Source organism: Microbispora siamensis (assembly GCF_016863095.1).
GTDB lineage: Bacteria > Actinomycetota > Actinomycetes > Streptosporangiales > Streptosporangiaceae > Microbispora > Microbispora siamensis.
Genome location: NZ_BOOF01000066.1, coordinates 1 through 21,219, shown reverse-complemented (window position 1 = coordinate 21,219; position 21,219 = coordinate 1). Strand labels below are relative to the sequence as shown.

The 21,219-nt window shown below is 73.0% G+C and carries 18 protein-coding genes; 13 read left to right on the top strand and 5 right to left on the bottom strand.

Annotated features, from left to right (window positions below; genetic code table 11):
• Positions 1-59: 59 nt before the first annotated feature.
• The 10 genes from Msi02_RS39245 to Msi02_RS39200 all read left to right on the top strand — a co-directional run bounded on the left by Msi02_RS39245 (position 60) and on the right by Msi02_RS39200 (position 10,641).
• Positions 60-1,046 (top strand): LLM class flavin-dependent oxidoreductase, encoded by a 987-nt coding sequence (locus tag Msi02_RS39245; RefSeq protein WP_204052821.1) that lies wholly within the window; start codon positions 60-62, stop codon positions 1,044-1,046.
• A gap of 115 nt (positions 1,047-1,161) precedes the next feature.
• Complete coding sequence (locus Msi02_RS39240; protein ID WP_204052820.1) at positions 1,162-2,865, top strand: ABC transporter substrate-binding protein; 1,704 nt, start codon at positions 1,162-1,164, stop codon at positions 2,863-2,865.
• Complete coding sequence (locus Msi02_RS39235; RefSeq protein ID WP_204052819.1) at positions 2,850-3,857, top strand: ABC transporter permease; 1,008 nt, start codon at positions 2,850-2,852, stop codon at positions 3,855-3,857. Before Msi02_RS39240 ends, Msi02_RS39235 begins: the two co-directional genes overlap by 16 nt.
• A gap of 3 nt (positions 3,858-3,860) precedes the next feature.
• On the top strand, positions 3,861-4,661 hold the full coding sequence (locus Msi02_RS39230) for an ABC transporter permease (RefSeq protein WP_204052818.1): 801 nt from the start codon (positions 3,861-3,863) through the stop codon (positions 4,659-4,661).
• Complete coding sequence (locus Msi02_RS39225; protein ID WP_204052817.1) at positions 4,658-6,310, top strand: dipeptide ABC transporter ATP-binding protein; 1,653 nt, start codon at positions 4,658-4,660, stop codon at positions 6,308-6,310. The genes Msi02_RS39230 and Msi02_RS39225 overlap by 4 nt, the downstream gene beginning before the upstream one ends.
• A gap of 130 nt (positions 6,311-6,440) precedes the next feature.
• Entirely contained in the window at positions 6,441-7,628 is a 1,188-nt protein-coding gene (locus Msi02_RS39220; protein WP_204052816.1) for a cytochrome P450, read from the top strand.
• Complete coding sequence (locus tag Msi02_RS39215) at positions 7,625-7,840, top strand: ferredoxin (RefSeq protein WP_239109191.1); 216 nt, start codon at positions 7,625-7,627, stop codon at positions 7,838-7,840. The genes Msi02_RS39220 and Msi02_RS39215 overlap by 4 nt, the downstream gene beginning before the upstream one ends.
• 111 nt (positions 7,841-7,951) lie before the next feature.
• A complete protein-coding gene (locus tag Msi02_RS39210) occupies positions 7,952-9,061 on the top strand; it encodes an acyltransferase family protein (protein ID WP_204052815.1) in 1,110 nt (369 codons plus the stop codon).
• Between the two features lie 63 nt (positions 9,062-9,124).
• A complete protein-coding gene (locus tag Msi02_RS39205; RefSeq protein ID WP_239109190.1) occupies positions 9,125-10,363 on the top strand; it encodes a cytochrome P450 in 1,239 nt (412 codons plus the stop codon).
• 29 nt (positions 10,364-10,392) lie between these two features.
• Positions 10,393-10,641 carry a ferredoxin gene (locus Msi02_RS39200; protein WP_204052814.1) on the top strand — a complete coding sequence of 83 codons (249 nt, stop codon included), beginning with the start codon at positions 10,393-10,395 and terminating at the stop codon, positions 10,639-10,641.
• A 144-nt stretch (positions 10,642-10,785) separates the two neighbouring features.
• On the opposite strand, the gene Msi02_RS39195 is transcribed toward Msi02_RS39200, so the two are convergent.
• From Msi02_RS39195 to Msi02_RS39180, 4 genes are all read right to left on the bottom strand, one after another.
• Positions 10,786-11,784, bottom strand: a complete 999-nt coding sequence (locus tag Msi02_RS39195; protein ID WP_204052813.1) for an aldo/keto reductase — start codon at positions 11,782-11,784, stop codon at positions 10,786-10,788.
• Between the two features lie 12 nt (positions 11,785-11,796).
• The gene (locus Msi02_RS39190; protein ID WP_193207336.1) at positions 11,797-12,342 is read right to left on the bottom strand and encodes an allene oxide cyclase barrel-like domain-containing protein; all 546 of its coding nucleotides are present in this window, start codon (positions 12,340-12,342) and stop codon (positions 11,797-11,799) included.
• A gap of 60 nt (positions 12,343-12,402) precedes the next feature.
• Positions 12,403-15,201: a helix-turn-helix transcriptional regulator gene (locus Msi02_RS39185; RefSeq protein WP_204052812.1), complete on the bottom strand. Its 2,799-nt coding sequence runs from the start codon at positions 15,199-15,201 to the stop codon at positions 12,403-12,405.
• Between the two features lie 241 nt (positions 15,202-15,442).
• Positions 15,443-16,027 (bottom strand): TetR/AcrR family transcriptional regulator, encoded by a 585-nt coding sequence (locus Msi02_RS39180; RefSeq protein WP_079317081.1) that lies wholly within the window; start codon positions 16,025-16,027, stop codon positions 15,443-15,445.
• 140 nt (positions 16,028-16,167) lie between these two features.
• Between Msi02_RS39180 and Msi02_RS39175 the strand changes: the two genes are divergently transcribed.
• Positions 16,168-17,598 (top strand): MFS transporter, encoded by a 1,431-nt coding sequence (locus Msi02_RS39175; protein WP_079317079.1) that lies wholly within the window; start codon positions 16,168-16,170, stop codon positions 17,596-17,598.
• 102 nt (positions 17,599-17,700) lie between these two features.
• On the opposite strand, the gene Msi02_RS39170 is transcribed toward Msi02_RS39175, so the two are convergent.
• On the bottom strand, positions 17,701-18,459 hold the full coding sequence (locus Msi02_RS39170; protein ID WP_204052811.1) for an AfsR/SARP family transcriptional regulator: 759 nt from the start codon (positions 18,457-18,459) through the stop codon (positions 17,701-17,703).
• A gap of 326 nt (positions 18,460-18,785) precedes the next feature.
• Between Msi02_RS39170 and Msi02_RS39165 the strand changes: the two genes are divergently transcribed.
• Complete coding sequence (locus Msi02_RS39165; RefSeq protein ID WP_239109188.1) at positions 18,786-19,763, top strand: L-threonylcarbamoyladenylate synthase; 978 nt, start codon at positions 18,786-18,788, stop codon at positions 19,761-19,763.
• Positions 19,764-20,617: 854 nt separating this feature from the next.
• Positions 20,618-21,219: cellulose-binding domain-containing protein (locus tag Msi02_RS39160; RefSeq protein WP_204052810.1), on the top strand; the 602-nt coding region annotated here is incomplete at its 3' end.

Sequence of the window (21,219 nt, the reverse complement as noted above, 5' to 3'; positions counted from 1 at the left end):
AGGAAACCTCCGGATACGTCCCGTTGACCCCCTCTATCACCCTTGCGAAGGAGAGGACGTTGGCCGAGGGAATCGCCGTCTCCGTGCACGACACCGCCCCCGTCTGGCGCGGCGACACCGCGGGCGACGCGCTGCGCCGTTCCGTCGACCTGGCCCGGGCCGTGGAGGCCCTGGGCTACCGGCGCTACTGGGTGGCCGAACACCACAACACGCCCGCGCTCGCGACCTCCAGCCCGGCCGTGCTCGCGGGCTCCATCCTCGCGGCGACCTCCACGATCCGGGTCGGCTCGGGCGCGGTGCTGCTGCCCAACCACTCGCCGTACGTGGTGGCCGAGCAGTTCGGCGTGCTGGCCGGGCTCCACCCCGGGCGGGTCGACCTCGGCCTCGGCCGCGCGCCCGGCGGCTCGGGGGAGGCCGCGGCCCGCCTCGGCGACCCGCGCCGGCTCGACTTCGACGACGCGCTGCGCGAGCTGAACGAGTACTTCGCCGGCGGCAGCGGCGGTGTGCGCGCGATCCCCGAGCCGGGCACCCCGCCCGAGATCTGGCTGGTCGGGTCGAGCGCCTCCAGCGCCGCCTACGCCGGCCGGCTCGGCCTGCCGTACGTGTACGCGCACGCGATCGTGGGCGGCGGGGCGCCGGAGGCGCTGGAGGCGTACCGGCAGGCGTTCCGGCCCTCTCCGGCCCTGGCGGAACCGCACGCCTGCGTGGCCGTGATCGCCGTCGCGAACGACAGCGACGAGCGCGCGCACCGGCTCGCCGCCTCCTTCGTGTACGGCCAGATCCTCATGCGCACGGTCGACCCGGCCACCGTCCTGCCGACGGAGGAGGAGACGGCCGCCCACCGGTTCACCGCCGCAGAGGAGCGGTTCCTGCGCGAGAAGATCGACCCCCAGTTCGTCGGCAGCCCCGAGCGCATCGCCCCCCGGCTCGGCGACCTCCTGCGCCGCACCCGCGCCGACGAGCTGTTCGTGCTCACGCAGGTGCCCGACCACCAGGCCCGGATCCGCTCCTACGAACTCGTCGCCAAGATCGTCTCGTCCCTGTAGTCCCGCACGGCCGCGCCGCCGCCGGTTCAGTCCCGCTTTAGAACCGGCCACCACTGTGTGTACGGGCCGGAGATCCCTTCCGGCCGTGAGCGACGTGGCGAGGAATGAGACGAACATGGGTGCTGCCAGGAGGCCCGGAACCACCAGGAGGCGCGGAACCACCGCCCCCGCCGTGACGGCGGGGGCCGCCATGCTGGTGCTGGCTCTCGCCGCCGGCTGCTCCTCCGATGCGGACGGGACGGCCCGCGTCGCCGGAGGCGCGGCGAGCGGTGGCGGGGCGGGCGTCGCGTCCCCCCGCAGCGGGGGGACCCTGCGCCTGGCGGTGGAGAAGGAACCGGAGTGCCTGGACCCCCACCAGAGCCCGACCGAGTCGGCCCGGCTGCTGACCCGGCCGCTCGTGGACTCGCTGGTCTACCAGGACCCGCGCGGCGGCCTGCACCCCTGGCTCGCCCGTGAGTGGACGGTCTCCGACGACCGGCTCACCTACACCTTCCGGCTGCGCGAGGGCGTGACCTTCACCGACGGGCGGAAGTTCGACGCGTCGGCGGTGGTGGCGAACCTCGACCACGTGGTCGACCCGAAGACCAAGTCGCTGCTCGCCGGCAGCCTCATCGCGGCGTACGAGTCGGCGAAGGCCGTCGATCCGCTGACGGTCGAGGTGAAGCTGAAGCGGCCCGACTCCGGGTTCCTGTCCGCGCTCGCCCAGCCCAACCTCGGGATCGAGTCCCCGGCCACGCTGAAGGGACCGGCCTCGAAGCTGTGCGCCGTCGTCGTCGGCACCGGGCCGTTCAAGAGCGACGGCGGGTTCACCCCGCAGAAGGGCATCGACTACGTCAGGAACCCGGCGTACGCGTGGGCGCCCGAGGGGGCGGCCCGCGGCGGTCCCGCGCTGCTCGACCGCATCGAGGTCACGGTCGTGCCGGACAACTCGGCCCGCCTGGGGGCGCTCACCAGCGGTCAGGTCGACGCGGTCACGGGCCTCGCCCCGGCCGGCATCGGCACGCTGAAGAACACGCCCGGCTTCGCCCTGCACACGACCCGGTTCCCCGGCGCCAACTACAGCTACTGGCCGAACACGGCGAAGGGCCCGCTGAGCGACGTGAACGTGCGCAAGGCCCTGCGCGCCGGCATCGACTGGCGGCGGATCGTGAAGAACGTCTACTTCGGCGTGTACGACGGCGCCGACGGGCCGCTGTCGGCCAGCACCCCGGGCTACGACCACTCGGTGGCCGCCGCGTACGGCTACGACCCCGCCGAGGCGAACCGGCTGCTCGACCAGGCCGGATGGACGCAGCGGGACGCGCAGGGCTACCGGACGAAGGACGGCAAGAGGCTGACCCTGCGCCACATGTGGTCGGACCCGTCGGTCGGCAACCTCGCGGTGCAGATCCAGGCCGCGGCCAAGCAACTCGGCGTCGAGCTCGTCGAGGAGAACCTCGACGGCGGCACCTTCGTCAACCGCCTGCTGGCCGGCGACTACGACCTGATCGACACCAGCTTCTCCTCGCCCGGGCCCGACGTGCTGCGGGTGCTGTTCGGCGCCGACAACATCCCCACGCCCAAGCGCGGGATCAGCAACAACATGGCCAGGTACGACAACCCCGAGACGGAGGCCGCGTTCAAGCGGGCGCTCGGCGCCAAGGACCAGGCCGAGCAGTTCGGCGTCTACGCCGAGGTGCAGCGGAGGATCACCGAGGACGCGGCGGTCCTGCCGATCTACTCGCCGCTGTCCACCCTGGCGGCGCGCGAGGGCGTCCGCGACGTGCGGTTCAACGTCGACGGCACCCCCGACCTGTCCGGCATATGGCTGGCGTCCTGAAGACGTCCCCGGCCGGGGCGGCGGCGGCGCGGAACGGCCGCCGCTCCGGCCGGGGCCGGAAGACGCTCGTGCGCCTCGTGCTGGTGCGCCTGGCCGCCTCGGCCGGAGTGCTCTGGGGCGCGGTGACGGTGACGTTCGTGCTGCTGCAGGTCATGCCGGGCAGCACCGCCGACGTCCTGCTCGCGCGCTCCGCGGTGGGCCCCGAGGTGCGGGCGGCGATCATCGCGGAGTACGGGCTCGACGACCCGCTCCCGCTGCAGTACCTCACCTACCTCGGCCGGATCGTCCGCGGCGAGTTCGGCGAGTCGTACGTGCTGCGCAGGCCGGTGTGGGACGAGATCGCCGCCCAGCTTCCCGGCACGCTGCTGCTGGTGGCGACCACCCTGCTGGCCACGGCCGTCGCGGCGGTGGTGCACGGCGTGGTGAGCGCGAACCGCCGGGCGTGGGTGCGCTCGCTGTTCGCGTCGGCCGAGTCGCTGGTCGTGGCCCTGCCCCCGTTCTGGCTCGGGCTGCTGCTGCTGACCGTCTTCTCCTTCACGCTGCACTGGTTCCCCGCCATCGGATCCTCCTCGCCGGCCGGGCTGGTCCTGCCGACCGCCGCCCTGGCCGCCGGGCCCGCGGCCGTGGTGGCAGGCGTGCTGCGGGAGGGGCTGCTGCGCGCGATGGACGAGCCGTTCGTGGTGACCGCACGCGCCCGGGGCATCGGCGAGGCGGCCCTGCGCCTGCGCCACGTGCTGCGCCACGCCCTGCTCCCCGTCACCACGCTGCTCGGGTGGATCGCCGGCTCGCTGATCGGCGGCGCGGTCATCATCGAGATCGTCTTCTCCCGGCAGGGCATCGGACGGCTGGCGCTGTCGGCCGTGGCGAACAAGGACATGCCCATGGTCATCGCGGTCGTCCTGGTGACGGCGGTCGCGTTCGTGCTGGTGACCATCGCGGTCGACATCCTCACCTGGGTGATCGACCCCCGGACGCGGGACGCGGGGAGGTAGCCGATGCCCAGGAGCCTGTGGCCGTGGACGGCCGTGCTGGTGGTGCTGGCCGTCATGGCGGCGGTGCCGTCGCTGTTCACCGGGATCGACCCGGACGCGGCGGACCTGAACGCCCCGCTGCACCCGCCGAGCGCCGAGCACTGGCTCGGCACCGACCAGAACGGCCGCGACCTGTACGCCCGGATCGTGTACGGCGCCCGGCCGTCCCTGCTCATCGGGACCGGCGCGGTCCTGCTGGCGCTCGCCGCGGGCGTCGTGATCGGGGTCGCCGCCGCCCAGCTCGGCCGCGTCGCCGACCAGGTGCTCAGCCGGTCGCTCGACGTGGTCCTGTCCGTCCCCGGCCTGCTGCTGGTGTTCCTCGTCGTGGCCGTGCTCGGTCCGGGGAGCGGCACCGCAGCCGTCGGGCTCGCCGTGGTCTCCATGCCCGGCTTCGCCCGGGTGGCGCGCAGCGAGGTGATCCGCCTGCGCTCGGCCCAGTACGTCGAGGCCGCCCACGGGTTCGGCTGGTCGCGGGCCCAGGTGGTGGCCCGGCACGTGCTGCCCAACGCGGCGGGCCCGGTCCTGGCGCTCGCCACCGTGAGCCTCGGCGCGATGATCGTCGCGAGTTCCTCGCTGAGCTTCGTGGGCCTCGGCCCGCGGCCGCCGACGGCCGAGTGGGGGGCCATGCTCTCCGACAGCCGCGAGTTCCTCGCGCTCGCCTGGTGGCCCGCCGTGTTCCCCGGGGTGGCCATCACGGTCGCGGTGCTGGCCGTCACGTTCGTCGGGCAGCACCTCAACCGCCGCGTCGAGGGGAGGCTCTCGTGACGCCGGCGGGCGGCGGCCCCCTCGTCGCCGTACGGGACCTCACGGTGCGCTTCCCCACCCGCCACGGGGTGGTGGAGGCGGTGCGGGGCGTGTCGTTCCGCGTCGACCGCGGGCAGGTCGTCGCCATCGTCGGCGAGTCGGGCTCGGGCAAGAGCGTCACGGCCCGCAGCCTCGTCGGACTCGCGGGGGAGGGCGCGCGGGTCGGCGCGGCCGAGCTGGCGTTCGACGGCGCCGACCTCCGCCAGGTGCGGGGACGGGCCTGGCGGGCGCTGCGCGGGCGCCGGGTGGGGTTCGTCCTGCAGGACGCGCTGGGCTCGCTCGACCCGCTGCGCCGCGTGGGCGCGGAGGTCGCCGAGCCGCTGCGCGCCCACCGGATCGTGCCGGGACGGCAGGTGGACGCCGAGGTCGTGCGGCTGCTCGGGGAGGCGGGGATCCCCGCCCCCGAAAGCCGTGCGCGGCAGTACCCCCACCAGCTCTCCGGAGGGCTGCGCCAGCGCGCGCTCATCGCCTCGGCGCTCGCCGCGCGGCCCGACCTGCTCATCGCCGACGAGCCGACGACGGCCCTGGACGCCACCGTGCAGCGTCAGGTGCTCGCGCTGCTGCGCGAGCGCGTGGGCGACGGCACCGCGGTGCTGCTCATCAGCCACGACCTCGGCGTGGTCGCCGAGATCGCCGATCACGTGTACGTGATGAAGGACGGGCGGTTCGTCGAGGACGGCCCGGCGGCCGCGGTGCTGGAGTCGCCGTCACACCCGCACACGAAGACGCTCGTGGGCGCGGTCGCCGGGCACGCGCGCGGGGCTCGGCCGGGACGCGTGAGCCCCTCCGCGCCGGAGGCCGCGGGGACGGCCCGCGAGGTGCTGCGCGCCGAGGGCCTGGTCAAGCGCTACACCCTGCCGGGACGGGGCGAGTTCACCGCCGTGGAGGACGTGTCGGTCACGGTCGGGGCCGGGGAGACCCTCGGCGTCGTCGGCGAGTCCGGCTCGGGCAAGACCACCCTCGGCCGGCTGCTCATGGGCCTGCTGGAACCGGACGCCGGGCGCGTGCTGCTCGACGGGCGGCCCTGGGACGGGCTGCGCGGCCCGGAACGGCGCGCGGCGCGGCGCGGCGTGCAGATGATCTACCAGCACCCGCTGTCGTCCTTCGACCCCCGCTACACCGCCCGGCAGATCCTGGAGGAGCCGCTGCGGGCGGACCGCACGCCGCGCGAGGAGCGCGACCGGCGGGTGGCTTTGCTGCTGGAGCACGTCGGACTCGCCCCTGACGTGCTCGGCCGGCGCGCCAGGGAGCTGTCCGGGGGGCAGCGGCAGCGCCTCGCCATCGCCCGCGCGCTCGCCCCCGGACCGCAGGTCATCGTCTGCGACGAGCCGGTCTCCGCGCTCGACGCGTCCATCCAGGCCCAGGTCCTCGACGTGCTGGAGGACGTCCAGGAGCGGCTCGGCGTGGCGTACGTGTTCGTCTCGCACGATCTCGGTGTCATCCGCCGGCTGAGCCACCGTGTGGTGGTGATGAAAGACGGCCGGGTGGTGGAGAGCGGCGAAATGGAAAAGGTATTCGACCATCCCGAGCATCCGTACACGAAAGCGCTCATCGACGCGGTTCCCCGTTTCTCGTCCCGTTTCCGTCGCGTTCCGGGAGGGCGGGCGTGACCGGCCCATAAGCCATTCTGAAGCGGCGCTTAATTCGCCTTGTTCCTGAATTGCCCGGCTGCTTAACATCGCGGCGTCGTCCGGCAACGAATGACGTCCGGTCCCTCTCTCTCGCCGAAGGAAAAGGGAAATGACGGAAGCTCCGCCGTACCCGCAGAAGCGCACCTGTCCCTACGAGCCGCCCGCCGGCTACCGCGAGATCGGAGAGCGGGGACCGGTGCTCAAGGTGACCCTCTTCGACGGGCGCGAGGCGTGGATGGTGACGGGATACCGGGAGTCCCGGGAGATCCTCACCCACCCGAACCTGTCCTCGCAGCGCACCCATCCCGGGTTCCCCATCGTGGCGCCCCGGTTCCGCTCGCAGATCGCCCGCACGCTTGCCCTCATCGCGATGGACCCGCCCGTCCACGACGTCTACCGCCGCTACCTCAACCCCCACTTCAGCCTCAAGTCGGTCCGCCGGATGCGGCCGGAGATCGAGCGGATCGTCGCGGGATTCGTCGACCGGATCGTCGAGCACGGCCCGCCGGCCGACCTGGTGCCGCTGCTCGCGGTGCCGCTGCCGTCCCTGGTCATCTGCCGACACCTCGGCGTGCCGTACGAGGACCACGACTTCTTCCAGGACGCCAGCGGCAAGGTGATGCTCGGCACCGAGGAGGAGTCGGCGACGGCGGCGCAGGACCTGTTCGACTACATCGACCGGCTGGTGGCCGAGCAGATCAAGGACCCGTCCGACGGGCTGCTCGGCACGCTGGTCCGCGAGCGCGTCGTCACCGGCGACATCGGCCACGACGAGCTGGTGTCGATCGCGCTGGTGCTGCTCATCGCCGCGCACGAGACCACCTCCTCCTCGCTGGCGCTGGGCGTCATCACGCTGCTGGAGCACCCCGAGCAGCTCGCGCTGCTGCGCGAGGACCCCGACCGGCTCCCGGGCGCGGTCGAGGAGCTGCTGCGCTACATCGCCACCACCGACCTCGTCGCCACGCGGGTCGCGAAGGGCGACATCGAGATCGCCGGCCACCTCATCCGTGCGGGGGAGGGCGTGCTCGTCTCCGGGACGCTGGCCAACCGCGACGCGGCCGTGCACGAGCGCGCCGACGAGCTCGACGTCCTGCGCGAGGACAGCCACCATCTCACGTTCGGCTTCGGCATCCACCAGTGCCTCGGCCAGAACCTCGCCCGGCTGGAGCTGGAGGTCGCGTTCAAGGAGCTGTTCACCCGGATACCCGGGATCCGGCTGGCCGCCCCGGTCGGCGAGCTGCCCATCCTCGGCGCGGGGACCGTGCAGCGGGTGCTCCAACTCCCGGTCGCGTGGTGACGGCCGTGTGGGTGTCGGCCGACCAGGAGCGCTGCATCAGCGGCGGCCGCTGCATGGCCGCCACATCCGAGGTCTTCGACCAGAACGAGGACGGCCTGGTCGTGGTCCTCACCCCGCAGGTCGCGCCGGAGCTGGAGGACCGGGTCCGCAAGGCGGCCTACCTCTGCCCGTCGCGGGCGATCCGGATCGGCGACGGCCCCTCCGAGGGCTGATCCCCATCCGCCGGGCCCCACCGGGGTCCATGGCTCACGCACAACCGAAACAGGCGGACGTAAATGACAGAAACGGCACAGGAAGCCTCTCCTCTCCCCTCGCTGACCGGAATGAGATTCGTCGCGGCGTTCCTCGTGTTCGTCTGCCACGCCTGCGTGCTGGGTTACTTCCACCAGGACGTCGCGGCCTCGCTCCAGACCTACGCCTTCACTTCCGGCTGGCTCGGCGTGGAGTTCTTCTTCGTGCTGAGCGGGTTCGTGCTGACCTGGTCGGTCCGGGAGGGCGAGCCGCGCGCCCGCCTGTGGCGGCGGCGGCTCGTCAAGGTCTACCCCAACCACGTCGTCACCTGGCTCGCCGCGCTCGGGCTCGCCCTCTGGGCCGGCCAGTCCGTCGACCTCCTGACGGCGCTGCCGAGCCTGCTGCTCGTGCACACCTGGCTGCCCCGGGCCGACTTCATCCTCTCGATCAACGTGGTCACCTGGTCGCTCGCCTGCGACGTGCTGTTCTACCTGGCGTTCCCGTTCCTGTACCGGCTGGTCCGGCGGATCCCGGCCGCGCGGCTGTGGCCGGCGGCCGGCGCGGTGGCCGTGGTGATCGCCGTGCTGCCCGCGATCGCCCTCGCGGTCCTGCCGGGGACGCCGAAGCTGCCCGGCCAGGAGATGTCGCTCACCCAGAACTGGTTCCTCGTGTCGTTCCCGCCGACCCGGGCGCTGGACTTCGTCCTCGGCATCCTGCTGGCCAGGATCGTGGTCACCGGCCGGTGGATCCGGCTGGGCTGGGCGCCCGCGCTGGCGATCCTCGCCGCCGCCTTCGGCCTGCAGATGTTCCTGTGGCCGACCGTCTACGGGCTCACCGCGCCCGTCGCGCTGCCGATCGCCCTGCTCATCACCGCGGTCGCCGTCGCCGACCACCGGCGGCGCTTCAGCCCGTTCCGCTCCCGCCCGCTGGTCTGGCTCGGCGGCATCTCGTACGCCTCCTACCTGGTCCACTACCTGGTCCTGACGTACTCCCACGTCGCCCTCGGGGCCGGCCGGACGTGGGACGCGCCGTCCGCCCTGTTCCTCGTCACGGCCCTGTTCGGGGTCACGACGCTGCTGGCCTGGGGGCTGACGCGGTTCGTCGAGGAGCCGGCGATGCGGGCCTGGGCCGGCGCGAGGCCCGTCGGCGGGCACGGGGCCGCGCCGCTGCCGGGAGCCCGCTCGCCCGAGCCCACCGCCTGACCGGGACGCACCCTCACCACTTCGAGACCGGCTTCGACACGGAAGGAACCGAGGTACCCCCACGTGAACGCTCCGACGACCACCGCGAACGAGGACCTGTTCGCCTACCCGCAGGACCGGGCCTGCCCCTGGCAGCCGTCCCCGGGCTACCAGGACCTGGGGCGGCAGGGGCCGCTCCACCGGGTCCGGCTCTGGGACGGCAGGTGGATCTGGATGGTCACCGGCCACAGCCAGGCCCGCCGGCTGCTCGCCGACCCGCGCATGTCGGCCGACCGGTCCCGCGACGACTTCCCCGCCGTCCTGCCCCGGCTGGACGCGCCCATCTTCAAGCCCATCGCGATCATCGGGTTCGACCCGCCCGTCCACGACGTGCACCGCCGGCTGCTCGCCCCGGACTTCAGCCTGAAGCAGGTGCGCGCCATGCGCCCGCACGTGGAGGACCTCGCCAGGCGGCTGGTGGCGGACATGCTCAGGGCGGGGCCGCCGGTGGACCTCGTCGAGGCGTACGCGCTGCCCATCCCCTCGATGGTGATCTCCGAGCTGCTCGGCGTGCCGTACGACGACCACGAGTTCTTCGAGGCGAAGACGGTGGGGCTGCTGCAGGCCAAGTCGGCCGAGGACGCCGAGAGGGCGGGCCGGGAGCTGTGGGACTACCTCGACGGCCTGATCACGCGCAAGGAGCGCGAGCCCGGCGGCGCCGGCGTGCTGAGCCGGCTCGCGGGCGAGGTCGACGAGGACGGCGACCTGACCCGCGAGGACCTGCTGCGCATCGCGCTCGCGCTGCTCATCGGCGGGCACGACACGACCTCCCAGATGATCGCGCTGGGCGTCGTCACGCTGCTGGAGCACCCCGAGCAGCTCGCCGCGCTCCGCGCGGACCCGGGCGTCCTGCCCGCCGCCGTCGACGAACTGCTGCGCCTGGTCTCCATCACCGACGTCTCCGGCGTCCGGGTGGCGACCGAGGACATCGAGATCGACGGAGAGGTGATCAGGGCAGGGGACGGCGTCCTGGTCTCGTCCTCGATGACCAACCGCGACCCCGCCGTCTTCCCCCGGCCGTACGAGTTCGACGTCCACCGCACCCGCGGCGGGAACGCCGCGTCGGGCCGCCAGCACCTGACGTTCGGGTTCGGCATCCACCAGTGCCTCGGGCAGAACCTCGCCCGCATGGAGCTGGAGGTCGCCTTCTCCGTCCTGTTCGAGGGGATCCCGGACCTGCGGCTCGGCGTCCCGCTGGAGGCGCTGCCCACGCGCAGCGGCGGCACGATGCAGGGCGTCCACACCCTGCCGATCGAGTGGTGAGCCCCGGCAGGGGCGGGAGAGGAGAAGCGATGAAGGTGACCGCCGACCGGAGCCGCTGCATGGCCGCCGGGCACTGCGCGATCAGCGCGCCGGACGTCTTCGACCACGGCGAGGACGGGCTGGTGGTGGTGCTGGACGCGGAGCCGGGGGAGGAGCGGCGCCGGGAGGTGGAGGTGGCGGAGGACCTGTGCCCGTCCCGCGCCATCGCCATCCTCCGCACCGCCGCCGTGGCGGCCTCGTCCGACGCGGCCGCCCCGGAAACCGCGCCCGCGGACTGACGGGCGAGGGGCGGCGCCGCGGGACGACCTCCCGCGGCGCCGCCCCTCCCGCGGCTCCGCTCCTCCGGCTCGCCGGGCTCGGCGAGCCTGCGGCGATCTCCGCCGCGTGCGCGCCCCCGATTCCGCCCGGTGACGCGGCACGCGTCAGAGATCGACGAAACGCATGCTCTGCTCGTTCCAACGGGTTCCGTGCACCTCGTCCGCCGGCACGGCGGCCTCGACCGCCGCCAGGTCGGCCCGGGACAGGCTCAGGAACACCGCGTCGACGTTCTCCTCCAGATGGGCCCGCCGCTTCGCGCCGGGGATCGGGACGACGTCCTCGCCCTGGTGGTGCAGCCAGGCCAGCGCAAGCTGGGCCGGGGTGATCCGCAACTCCTCGGCGAGCTTGCCCAGGCGGTCGGCGAGTGGCAGGTTGCGGGGGAGGTTCTCCGCCGAGAACCGGGGCAGGCCGAAGCTCCGGAAGTCGCCGTCGTCCAACCGGTCCCGGGAGCGTACGGTGCCGGTGAGGAAGCCCCGGCCGAGCGGCGCGTACGGCACCACGGCGATCCCGAGTTCACGGCACACGGGGAGCACGCGCCGCTCGATGTCCCTGGACCACAGCGACCACTCCGTCTGCAGCGCGGCGATCGGGGCCACGGCGGCGGCGCGCCTGATGGTCTCCGGCGCCGCCTCGCACAGCCCGATCTCGCGCACCTTCCCCGCGGCCACGAGTTCCGCCATCGCGCCGACCGTCTCCTCGACGCCGACCTCGGTGTCGATCCGGGTCAGGTAGAGCAGGTCGACGTGGTCGAGGCCGAGCCGCCGCAGGGAGTCGTCGCACGCCCGCCGCACGTACGGCGCGTCCCCCCGAACCCCCGAGCCGACGCCGGGGCCGGGGCGCACGACGCCGAACTTGGTCGCCACCACCGCCGACTCGCGGCGCCCGGCGACGGCGCGGCCGACCAGTTCCTCGTTGGCGCCGTGGCCGTACACGTCGGCGGTGTCGAGCAGGGTGGCGCCGAGGTCGAGGGCGCGCCGGATGGTCGCGATCGCCTCGGCCTCCGAGACCGGACCGTAGAACTCGGACATGCCGAGACAGCCGAGCCCCTGGGCGCCGACCGTCAGGGAGCCGATTCTGCGGGCGGGCAGCCGGGTCAGAGTCATGGCGTCCCTCCGCTACCGGTAGACCACGATCGCGGACTCGTACGCGTCGTGGGCTTCCTTGACCAGCGGGCGGAACCAGCGGACGCCGACGGCCCCGCGCAGCGGCCCGGCGACGACGACGGCCGGGAAGTGCGCGGCCTCGCCCGCCGTCAGCCGCGCGTCGTCCACCAGGCCGCCGGAGCGGATGACGTTGCCGTCCCGCAGCCGGATCTCCTCGCCGAAGTACGCGATGAAGTGGCCGTCGTGCTCCTGCTTGTAGAGCATGCGGCCCGCGCCGGTCGTCTCGCCGAGCGGTTCGCCGTCCGGGCCGAAGATCTCCAGTCTGACCGTTGCGAAGTCCTTCTCGGTCGGGGTCGTCCCGGTGGGGTCGGCGTTGTTGGAGCGGTACTCCACCACCTTCTCGGTGAGGTCGCGCAGGATGAGCGACCGGCCGGGCCGGGCGAGGGCCCCCACCCGGTCGGAGGTGGTCTCCGGCGGCGCGGCCAGGAACGGCAGCAGGAAGGAGCTCACCGCTTCGTGCACCGGCGCGATCCGGTCGGACAGCGCGCGCAGATCCATATTCGCCTCCCGGGGCGGAAACAACGTGTTCCGACACTAAAAGGAGGCGCTCAAGCGACCCTAAAAGCGGGCCGCGTATTCCTGCCCGGCCGTCTTCCGCTGAATCGCCAGCGCGAGTTCCATGCGCGAGCTGACCCCGGTCTTGCGGTAAATGCGGGTCAGGTGGACGTCGACCGTTCGCATGCTTATCGTGAGCCGGTCGGCGATGTCCCGCCGTTTCATTCCCGAACAGATGAGCAACGCGATTTCGCGTTCCCGGTGGGTCAGGCGGCCGAACACCTCCAGTCGCCCGAACACCTCCTGCCGCGCCCCGGAGTGCGGGGCGACGGCCGCGGGCGGCCCGCCGGTCCGCCGGCCCAGCCAGTCGAGCAGGGTCACCGCCTCCGACCGCCGCGCGATCTCGGCGGCGAGCCGTACCGTGTGGGCCGCCTGCTCGGCGCGGCCCTGCTCGCCGAGCGCCCGCGCCGCCTGCCCCAGGGCGTAGCTCTGCTCCACCGGCATGCCGACCGAGGCGAACAGGTCGGCCGCCTCGCGGTAGCACCGCACCGCCTCGCCCGGCGACCCCTGCACGCGCAGCAGGTGGCCGCGGGTCATGGCGGCGTACGCCAGGTTGGGGGGCACGGGCACGGCCTGGGCGTGCTCCTGGGCCCGGCGCGCCCAGTCGTCCAGGGGCATGCCCGCGTCCATCCCGGCGGCGCAGAGCGTCTCCCAGATCGTGAGGCGGCTGCCCGAAGGGATCACCCGCATGTCGGCGCCCCGGCCCTCGTTGAGCAGGAGCGTGACGCAGTGGGCCGGGTCGCCGTCCAGCCAGGCGCACTTGGCCAGCGTCAGCGCCGCGATCGAGGCGCTGCCGTTCACGTGCGCGCCGGTCAGCGCCTGCTGCGCCAGCGCCTGCTGGGCGAGCGACTTGGCCCGCCCGCTGCCCGGGGGCTGCATCCACACTTCGGCGGCGGACTTCAGCGCGACCGCCTGGGCGTGCCGCAGCGGGTTGCCCGCATCGGACTCGACGATGGCCGCGTCGGCCGCGTCCCTGGCCTGCCTGAGCCGGCCGAGGTGGCGCTCGGCCTCGCTGAGCAGCACCAGGAGCGTCGGCAGCAGGAACGGCCGCTGGCGCCGCCGGGCGATCTCCACGCCTCGCCCGACCTGCCGCTGGGCGTCGGCGTTGCGGCCGAGGTAGATGTAGGCGAGCCCGGCGAGCAGCAGGCACTCGATGTGGCGCGCCATCAGGTGCTCGGGGGTGCGGTCCAGCGACTCGGCGGCGGCGTCGGCCTCGGCCAGGGCCCGCTCCACGTCTCCGGCGGCGACCGACGCCAGCGCGCCGAGCCCGAGCAGCCCCGCGGCGACCGGGTCGTCGCCGGCGGCCCGCGCCGCGCGCAGCGCGGGCTCCGTCTCGGCCCGGCCGGCCGTACGGCCCAGCATCGACACGCGGAAGCCGCGCGCCAGGACCAGCCGCGGCCAGACGGGGGAGTCGCGCAGGTCGGGCCGCCTGAGGAGGTCGCCGAGCAGGTCGAGCGTCTGCACGTCCTGACTGAGCACGCCCTCGACCACCGAGACGAACGCGACCTGCTCCGCCAGCGCCGCCGGGTCCACGGCCGCGCCCGACTCGTGCACCACGAACAGCAGGTCGCGGCTCTCGGCCATCCGTCCCAGGCGGCCGAAGGCCGTGCTGAGCGCCAGCCGGGCCCGCGCTCCGATCTCGGTCGAGGCAGGCGCCTCGCCGAGCACCGGCGTGAGCCAGGAGACGCACTCGCTGACGTCGGTCTCCATGATCTCCTGGGACGCGTCCACGATCTGCGCCAGCTCGCTCGCCCGGGCCCGCGACAGGGAGCTGACCAGGTGGAAGCCGATCTGGGTGCCGGCCTGCCCGCGGGCGGACAGCCGGTGCAGCGCCCGCTGGTGGGCCTGCGCGGCCCAGCAGGGGTCGATCATCTGGCGCAGCAGCGTGCCGAATACCTCGTCCCTGATCGAGAAGAGCGTCCCGATGGGCTCCACCCGCACCAGGTCCCGGCGGACGAGGCGGCGCAGCGCGGCGGAGGCCACCAGCGGGTCGAGTTCGGCGACCTCGGCGAGCAGGTCCGCGTCGAACCGCGAGCGCAGGATCGCCGCGGCGTGCAGCGCGTACCGCTCGGCGAGCGCCAGGTCGCGCACCTCGCTCATCACGGCGAACTCGTACGGCGCGAGCGCGCCGTCGCCGCCCGAGCGGGCGCTGTGCTCCAGCGCCTGCAGTGCCCGGAGGTTGAACGGGTTGCCGCCGCTGCGGTGGCGAAGCTCGTACGGCGCGGGGACGGGCGACATGGCGAGCATCTGCTCGTCGTCGAGCGGCCCCAGTTCGATCCGCACGGTGCGTCCGAAGGCCGCGGTGACGGACACCGCCTCGGCCAGGCGGTCGGGGGTCTGGCGGGGGCGCAGCGAGACGATCACGTCGACCAGCGGCGCGGGGTCGCCCCCGGCGATGCCCACCAGCTCGCCGATCGTCTGGTCGTCGGCGAGGTGGGCGTCCTCGATGACCACGAGCTCGCGGTCGGGCCGGTGGCGCCGGCGGGCGAGGCCGATCACGGGCCGGTCGCCCTCCTCGCGTTCGCCGGCCCGGCGCGCCCGCCACAGCAGCTTCCTGACGGCGTTCATCGCCCGCTCCCGGTCGCCCGAGGAGCATCGGTAGACGGTGGCGGGCAGGGCGGTCCACTGCCGCTCCCGGACGAGCGCCGACAACAGGTGGGTCTTGCCGGACCCCGGCTCCCCGAGGACGGCGATGAGACGCCCCTCGGAGCCGGGCTCCTGGGTCAGGGACCGCAGCAGGTCGAACTCGGCCGTGCGCACCACCCTGGTCGACGCGGTGTCGGTCAGTCTGTCTTCGTACACGCTCATCTTCTGTGACGACCCCAGGCATTTGGTGACCGAAAAGAGCTTTACGGCCCTAATTGCGCTCCTTTCTCGCATCTGGGCCGAAACTTCCCGTGGGAGCAGAGGGCGGAGGTTCGGGCGCCGGTCTTCGTCGATCCGGCTGTGCGGGACGGGATGTCCTTTTACTCTACATTACCTAGCTGCTTAGTTGGTTTTGTGACGTACGTCTCACGAAGGGCTGGTGCGATTGTGCGGAGAGTCAGTCCCGTGTGGTGATGCCCTCCAGCACCAGTTCCAGGAAGCGGGCGCTGCCGTCCCGGTCGGGGGTCGCCTGCTCGCGCACCCAGGCGGCGCCGCTGAGGAGGTCGAACAGCTCGTCGGGGGTCAGGTCGGGCCGCACCCTGCCGGCCGCCTGGGCGGCGCGCAGCAGGTCCGCGCCGCTGCGGTGCATCGCGCTGCACATCGTGTGGGAGGGCGTGCCCTCGTCGTACATGCTCTGCGCGAGGATGCCCACCAGGCCGCGGAAGGTGCTGAAGTGGACCACCGCCTCACGCATCCAGGCGACCAGCGCGCCGAGCGGGTCGGGCCCGGCGGTCAGCCGCTCCGCGTGGGCGACCAGGTTCTCCAAGCCGTCCCGGGTCGCGGCCTCCACGAGCGAGGCCCGCGTGGGGAAGTGCCGGTACAGCGTGCCGATCGCCACGCCGGCCTGGCTCGCGATGTCCTCCAGGGAGGCGTCGGCCCCGGCGCTCTCGAACGCCTTGCGGGCCGCGGCCAGGATCGCGTCGTAGTTGCGCCGGCCGTCGGCCCGCTTGGGGCGCTGGGCGATGTAGGGCTTGCCGTCCACCGGTACCTCCCGCTTGACATCCTGAGGTCGCCTCAGGTTAAATCCTCTCACTTAACCTGAGACGACCTCAGTATAAATGCGCCCACTAACCTGAGGTCGCCTCACCCTGATTCCCCCTGTCAGCGGACCGTGGAGGTTCCATGACCACCGAAAGCGTCTCCGGCGACGTCTCGGCCGGCGTGCCGCGGGCCGACCGCGCCTGGGCCCTCGTGCTCGCGGCGATCGTCGGGGCGGAGTTCATGCTCCAGCTCGACGGCACGATCGTGAACGTCGCGCTCCCGACCCTCCAGTCCGACCTCCACCTGTCGGTGGCCGGGGGATCGTGGGTGCCGAACGGCTTCTTCCTCGCCTTCGGCGGCCTCCTGCTGTTCGCCGGCCGCCTCGGCGACGTGCTCGGGCACCGCAAGGTCTTCCTCTCCGGGATCGGGCTGGTCGTGGTGGCGTCGCTGGTCGCCGGTCTCGCGCCGAACGTGGAGGTGCTGCTCGCGGGCCGGGTCCTGCAGGGCGCCGGCGCGGCGATCGCCGGTCCCACCGGGCTGGCGCTGCTGGCGATCGTCTTCCAGGGGGAACGGCAGCAGCGGGCCTTCGGCCTCTACTCCACGGTGACCGGACTCGGCGCCTCCGCCGGCATGGTCCTCGGCGGCGTGCTCACGTGGGCGGGGGACTGGCGCTGGAGCCTGCTGGTGAACGTACCCATCGGCCTGGTCATCATAGCGGTCGCCGCCCGGGCCCTCGGCCTGCGGGACGAGGCGACCCGGTCCCGCCCGCTCGGCCTGCCGAGCGCGCTGCTCAGCACCGCCACCCTCGCCGCCGCCGTGTACGGCCTCGTCCACGCCGCGGAGAAGGGCTGGGGCGACCGCTGGACGCTGACCGCCCTCGGCGCCGCGGTCGTGCTGGCCGTGGTTCTCCTGCTGGTGGACCGGCGGGCCGCCGAGCCGCTGCTGCCCCTGGCCCTCTTCTCCGGCCGCGAGCGGGCCGGCGCCTTCCTCGCCCTGCTGCTGCTCGCGGCCGTGCTCACGAGCTTCCTGATCTACCTGGTCCAGTACCTCCAGGGCGTGCTGCACCTCAACGCGCTGCAGAGCGGCCTGGCCATCCTGCCCTTCGGCCTGGCGCTGCTCGTCAGCACCCAGATCCTCACCAAGTACATCGCCACGATCGGTCTCAAGACGCGTGCCGTCGTCGGCCTGCTCGTGGTGCTGGCCGGGGTGGCCTGGCTGACCCGCCTCGACGGCGGCAGCACCTACGCCGGCGGCGTGCTCCCCGCCCTCATCGTCATGGGGCTCGGCGTCGGCGTGGCGATCATCCCCTTCAACATGATCGTCCTGACCACCGCGCCGCAGGAGTACGCCGGGGTCGCCGCGGGGGTGCTGCAGACGGCGCTCACGATCGGCGGCTCGCTCGGCCTGGCCGCGATGCTGATCCCGCTCTCGCAGGGCACGGGTGGTCTCGCCGGGACCATCTCGTCGGTGTTCCTCTGGGCCTGCGGCGCCCTGGTGATCGCCCTGCTTGTCGCGCTGGTCTTCTGGTATCGCCCCGGCGCGCGGGGGGCCACACCCGCCGCCGGGGGCTGAAGGGGCCGTCCCTCCCGCGCCCCATGGCGAGGGGCGAGCCGTCCGCAGCCGGCTCGCCCCTCGTGTCGTTTCTCCGCGTCGTATCCGTGCCGTGGACCACGTTCATCCGGCGATGGCGAGATCCGCGTCGGCGGAGAGGATCGCGAACTGGAGCCGGCGCATGGTCACGCGGGGGTCGAGCCCCAGCTCCTCCCGCAGCACCTGCCGGGCCGACTGGAAGACCTCCAGAGCCTCGGCCCGCCGCCCGGAGCGGTAGAGCGCCAGCATGAGCTGCTCGCGCAGGTTCTCGTTCAACGGGTACTGCTCGACCCACCGCGACAGGTCGCCGATCACCTCGCGGTGCCGCCCGAGCCGCAGCGAGCACATCGCGATCGCCTCCAGGCACTCCAGCCGGACCTCCTCGGCCCAGCGGGCGAACGTTCCGACGATGAGCCCGTTGTCGATCCCGGCGAGCACGGGCCCGCGGAACAGGGCAGCGGCGGCGGCGAAGGACTCCAGCGCCCGCTCCGGGTCGCGGTCCGCCTCGTCCCGGCCCGCGGCGTGCAGACACTGCAGACGGAACACGTCAACCGACGCGCGGTCCGTCTCCAGCAGGTAGCCCTGGGCGTGCGTCCGGATGGCGGCCCCGTCCACCGCGGGCTGTACGTAGTTCTTGCGCAGATGCGAGATGTACACGTGCAGGGCGGCGCGAGCGCGCTTCGGGGGCTCGTTGCCCCACAGCTCGTCGAGCAGCTCGTCGGTCGACACCGGCTGGTTCGCCCGGATCAGCAGCGCGGCCAGCAGCGTCTCGACCTTGGGCGCGCTGATCGTGTGCGTCTCCTCGTCCACCACGCGTAGTGGCCCGAGCAATTCGTATCTCATTCGTCTCCCCGCGCACGGCTGCCTGAGGTGCTCCTGGAAATCGGCGCATATCACCGCGATGACGACGATTCTCGCGATCGCTCACGTCCCTGACATCAGCGGAAGTGCGTACGGCACGCATTTCGGGGTGCGTATTGCGCGAGGAGGGCGGCCGTGCCGCTCACCGCCCACGCCCGGCTACATGGTCTGGCGCGCCACCACCGCGTACACGGTTCTAAGCTGTGACGGATTTCGTGCGCCGGGCGCTCATACGGCGCCTGCGGCCCTGCTCGGCCGCCGACGACACCCCGACATGCGGAGAGCGGAACAGTGAGAGGATTGCGAGGGTGACGGCAAGAACCAGTGACATCGAGAACGCGGCCGGCGTGCTGCGCGCCGGAGGCCTCGTGGCCTTCCCGACCGAAACCGTCTACGGTCTGGGCGCCGACGCCGAGAACCCCGCCGCCGTCGCACGCGTCTTCCAGGTCAAGGGGCGCCCGCCCTCCCACCCCCTGATCGTCCACATCGCCGGCGCGCAGCACCTCGGCGACTGGGTCGAGGACGTGCCCGAGACGGCGCGCCTGCTGGCCGAACGGTTCTGGCCGGGGCCGCTCACGCTGGTCCTGCGACGCGGTCCCCGCGTGCCCCTCGAAACGACCGGTGGCCTGGAGACGGTGGCCGTACGGGTGCCCGATCACCCCGTCGCGCTCGCGCTGCTGTCGGCCTTCGGCGGAGGCGTCGCGGCCCCGTCCGCCAACCGCTTCGGCTCGGTCAGCCCCACGACGGCGAACCACGTCCGTACGGAGCTCGGTGACGCCGTCGACTTCGTGCTGGACGGCGGCCCCTGCGAGGTCGGCGTCGAGTCGACCATCGTGGACGCCACGGGCGACACCCCGAGCGTCCTTCGGCCCGGTGGGGTGACCCGCGAGGACCTCGAAGCGGTGTTGGGATTCCCGCTTGCGGTCCCCGCGACGAGCCGCATTCGGGTGCCGGGCCAGCATCCGTCGCACTACGCGCCGCGTGCGCGGGTCGTCCTCGTCGAGCCCGAGAAGGTCGTCGCCGAAGCGGAGTTCGCGCAGGAGCTCGGGCACCGGGTGGGTGTCCTTCTTCCTCCCGCCTTCGCCGACGCTCCGGTGAAGGCGCACGCCGTGGTGGCGGTCCCCGGTTCGATGGCCGCCTACGCGCGCGGGCTGTACGGGTTCCTGCGCGAGCTCGACCAGCGGGGGTGCGACCTCATCGTCGCGTCCTTGCCGGTGGAGGAGGGGCTGGGACTGGCGATCGCCAACCGGCTCCGCCGCGCCGCGGGGCCCCGGCCCTCCGCGTAACCGGCAACGCCCTCGTCACTGTGCTTGTGGCGCGCCTCGCGGTCCGCGGCAAGGACCGAACCGGCGCGAGGACGTGGTAGGGAGCGCGACCGGCTCCGCGGGCCATGCGCGGACGCGCCCCGCGACCGTACGACCGTACGCCGCCGGCGTGGGGCCGGATATCAGGCACGTTGTCCGCGCGCGGGCACCGGACGGCCCGCGGCTGCGCTGGTGATGATCGACGCGACGAAGGCGACCGTCCGTAACGTTCGTCTTTGGCGTCGTGAACCTCCTCATCGGTGAGAGAGAGCGGCTCCAGGGACGTGGTGTCTGTCCGCCGGACCGCCCGCACCATGCCGCCGGGTGGTGGCCACGGGTCGGCTGTTAGCGCTAACAATTTTCCTGGCGCGATTCCTTCTCTGTCAGATGGCCGTGGTGACAGGTCGGAGCCAATACAAGACCAAGAGGCGATGTCAAGGGTCGCGCCTCGCACCCCTGAGGGGCGGCGGACGGGCGTGCGGCTCACCAGGCGTTATCGAGGGTCTCCGCCGCGACGGCTCTGAAACTTTCTTGCGGGTCTTGACACATTTCGGCGTGGTTTCCCAAACTCTGTCCCAGAGGCGGCCTCCTCCTGCCATGTGGTGGTGCGCGGTGAGGACCGCCGTTCGCGACGCCCTGGTGGTGTGCGTTCCCCGATCACGGAGCGCGGCGTCGATCGCGCGGGTGACCCCGCGTGTCCGCTTTTCCTGCAACGGCTCCGTCGCCGTCGGCGGCTCCACGACTTTCGGGTTCACCGCGAACGGCACCGCGGCCACCCCGACCGCTACCCGCACAGCCCCTGACGGCGGCCGGACATGATGATGAGGAGAACACAGATGCGTCTGCCCTGGCGAGCGCGGTCACCGCGCCCCTCCGCCGGCACGACCGCGGCGCCGCCCCGGCGGGCCTCGCGCCGCGGCCTCGTGATCGGCTCCATCCCGGTGCTGCTGGCCGGAGCCGGCGGCCTGGTGGCCACACAGCCCGCCCAGGCCGCCGTCGCCTGCCGGGTCGACTACACCGTCAGTTCGAGCTGGCCGGGCGGCTTCAACGCCAGCGTCACCATCAACAACCTCGGTGACGCGGTCGACGGCTGGCGGCTGACCTGGTCGTTCGGCGCCGGCGAGCAGATCACGCAGATCTGGAACGCCACCCACACCCAGTCGGGCGCGTCGGTGACCGCCTCCAACGTCTCCTACAACGCCTCCATTCCCTCCGGAGGCAGCGTCAACTTCGGGTTCAACGGTTCCTCGAACGGCTCCACCCCGGTGCCCACCTCGTTCTCTCTGAACGGTGTGGCCTGCACCGGCAGCCCGGGCACGCCCAGCCCCTCCCCGACGCAGTCGCCCAGCGCGTCGCCGACGCGTTCCCCGTCTCCCTCCCCGTCTCCCTCTCTGTCTCCGTCTCCGTCCCCGTCGGCGACGCCGACCGGCACGTGCGC

What these genes read in the sequence shown, in the direction of transcription:
- Msi02_RS39240 (WP_204052820.1), top strand. Translation starts at nt 1,162, where the DNA reads ATGGGTGCTGCCAGGAGGCCCGGAACCACCAGGAGGCGCGGAACCACC.
- Msi02_RS39235 (WP_204052819.1), top strand. Translation starts at nt 2,850, where the DNA reads ATGGCTGGCGTCCTGAAGACGTCCCCGGCCGGGGCGGCGGCGGCGCGG.
- Msi02_RS39230 (WP_204052818.1), top strand. Translation starts at nt 3,861, where the DNA reads ATGCCCAGGAGCCTGTGGCCGTGGACGGCCGTGCTGGTGGTGCTGGCC.
- Msi02_RS39220 (WP_204052816.1), top strand. Translation starts at nt 6,441, where the DNA reads ATGACGGAAGCTCCGCCGTACCCGCAGAAGCGCACCTGTCCCTACGAG.
- Msi02_RS39210 (WP_204052815.1), top strand. Translation starts at nt 7,952, where the DNA reads ATGAGATTCGTCGCGGCGTTCCTCGTGTTCGTCTGCCACGCCTGCGTG.
- Msi02_RS39200 (WP_204052814.1), top strand. Translation starts at nt 10,393, where the DNA reads ATGAAGGTGACCGCCGACCGGAGCCGCTGCATGGCCGCCGGGCACTGC.
- Msi02_RS39195 (WP_204052813.1), bottom strand. Translation starts at nt 11,784, where the DNA reads ATGACTCTGACCCGGCTGCCCGCCCGCAGAATCGGCTCCCTGACGGTC.
- Msi02_RS39190 (WP_193207336.1), bottom strand. Translation starts at nt 12,342, where the DNA reads ATGGATCTGCGCGCGCTGTCCGACCGGATCGCGCCGGTGCACGAAGCG.
- Msi02_RS39175 (WP_079317079.1), top strand. Translation starts at nt 16,168, where the DNA reads ATGACCACCGAAAGCGTCTCCGGCGACGTCTCGGCCGGCGTGCCGCGG.
- Msi02_RS39170 (WP_204052811.1), bottom strand. Translation starts at nt 18,459, where the DNA reads ATGAGATACGAATTGCTCGGGCCACTACGCGTGGTGGACGAGGAGACG.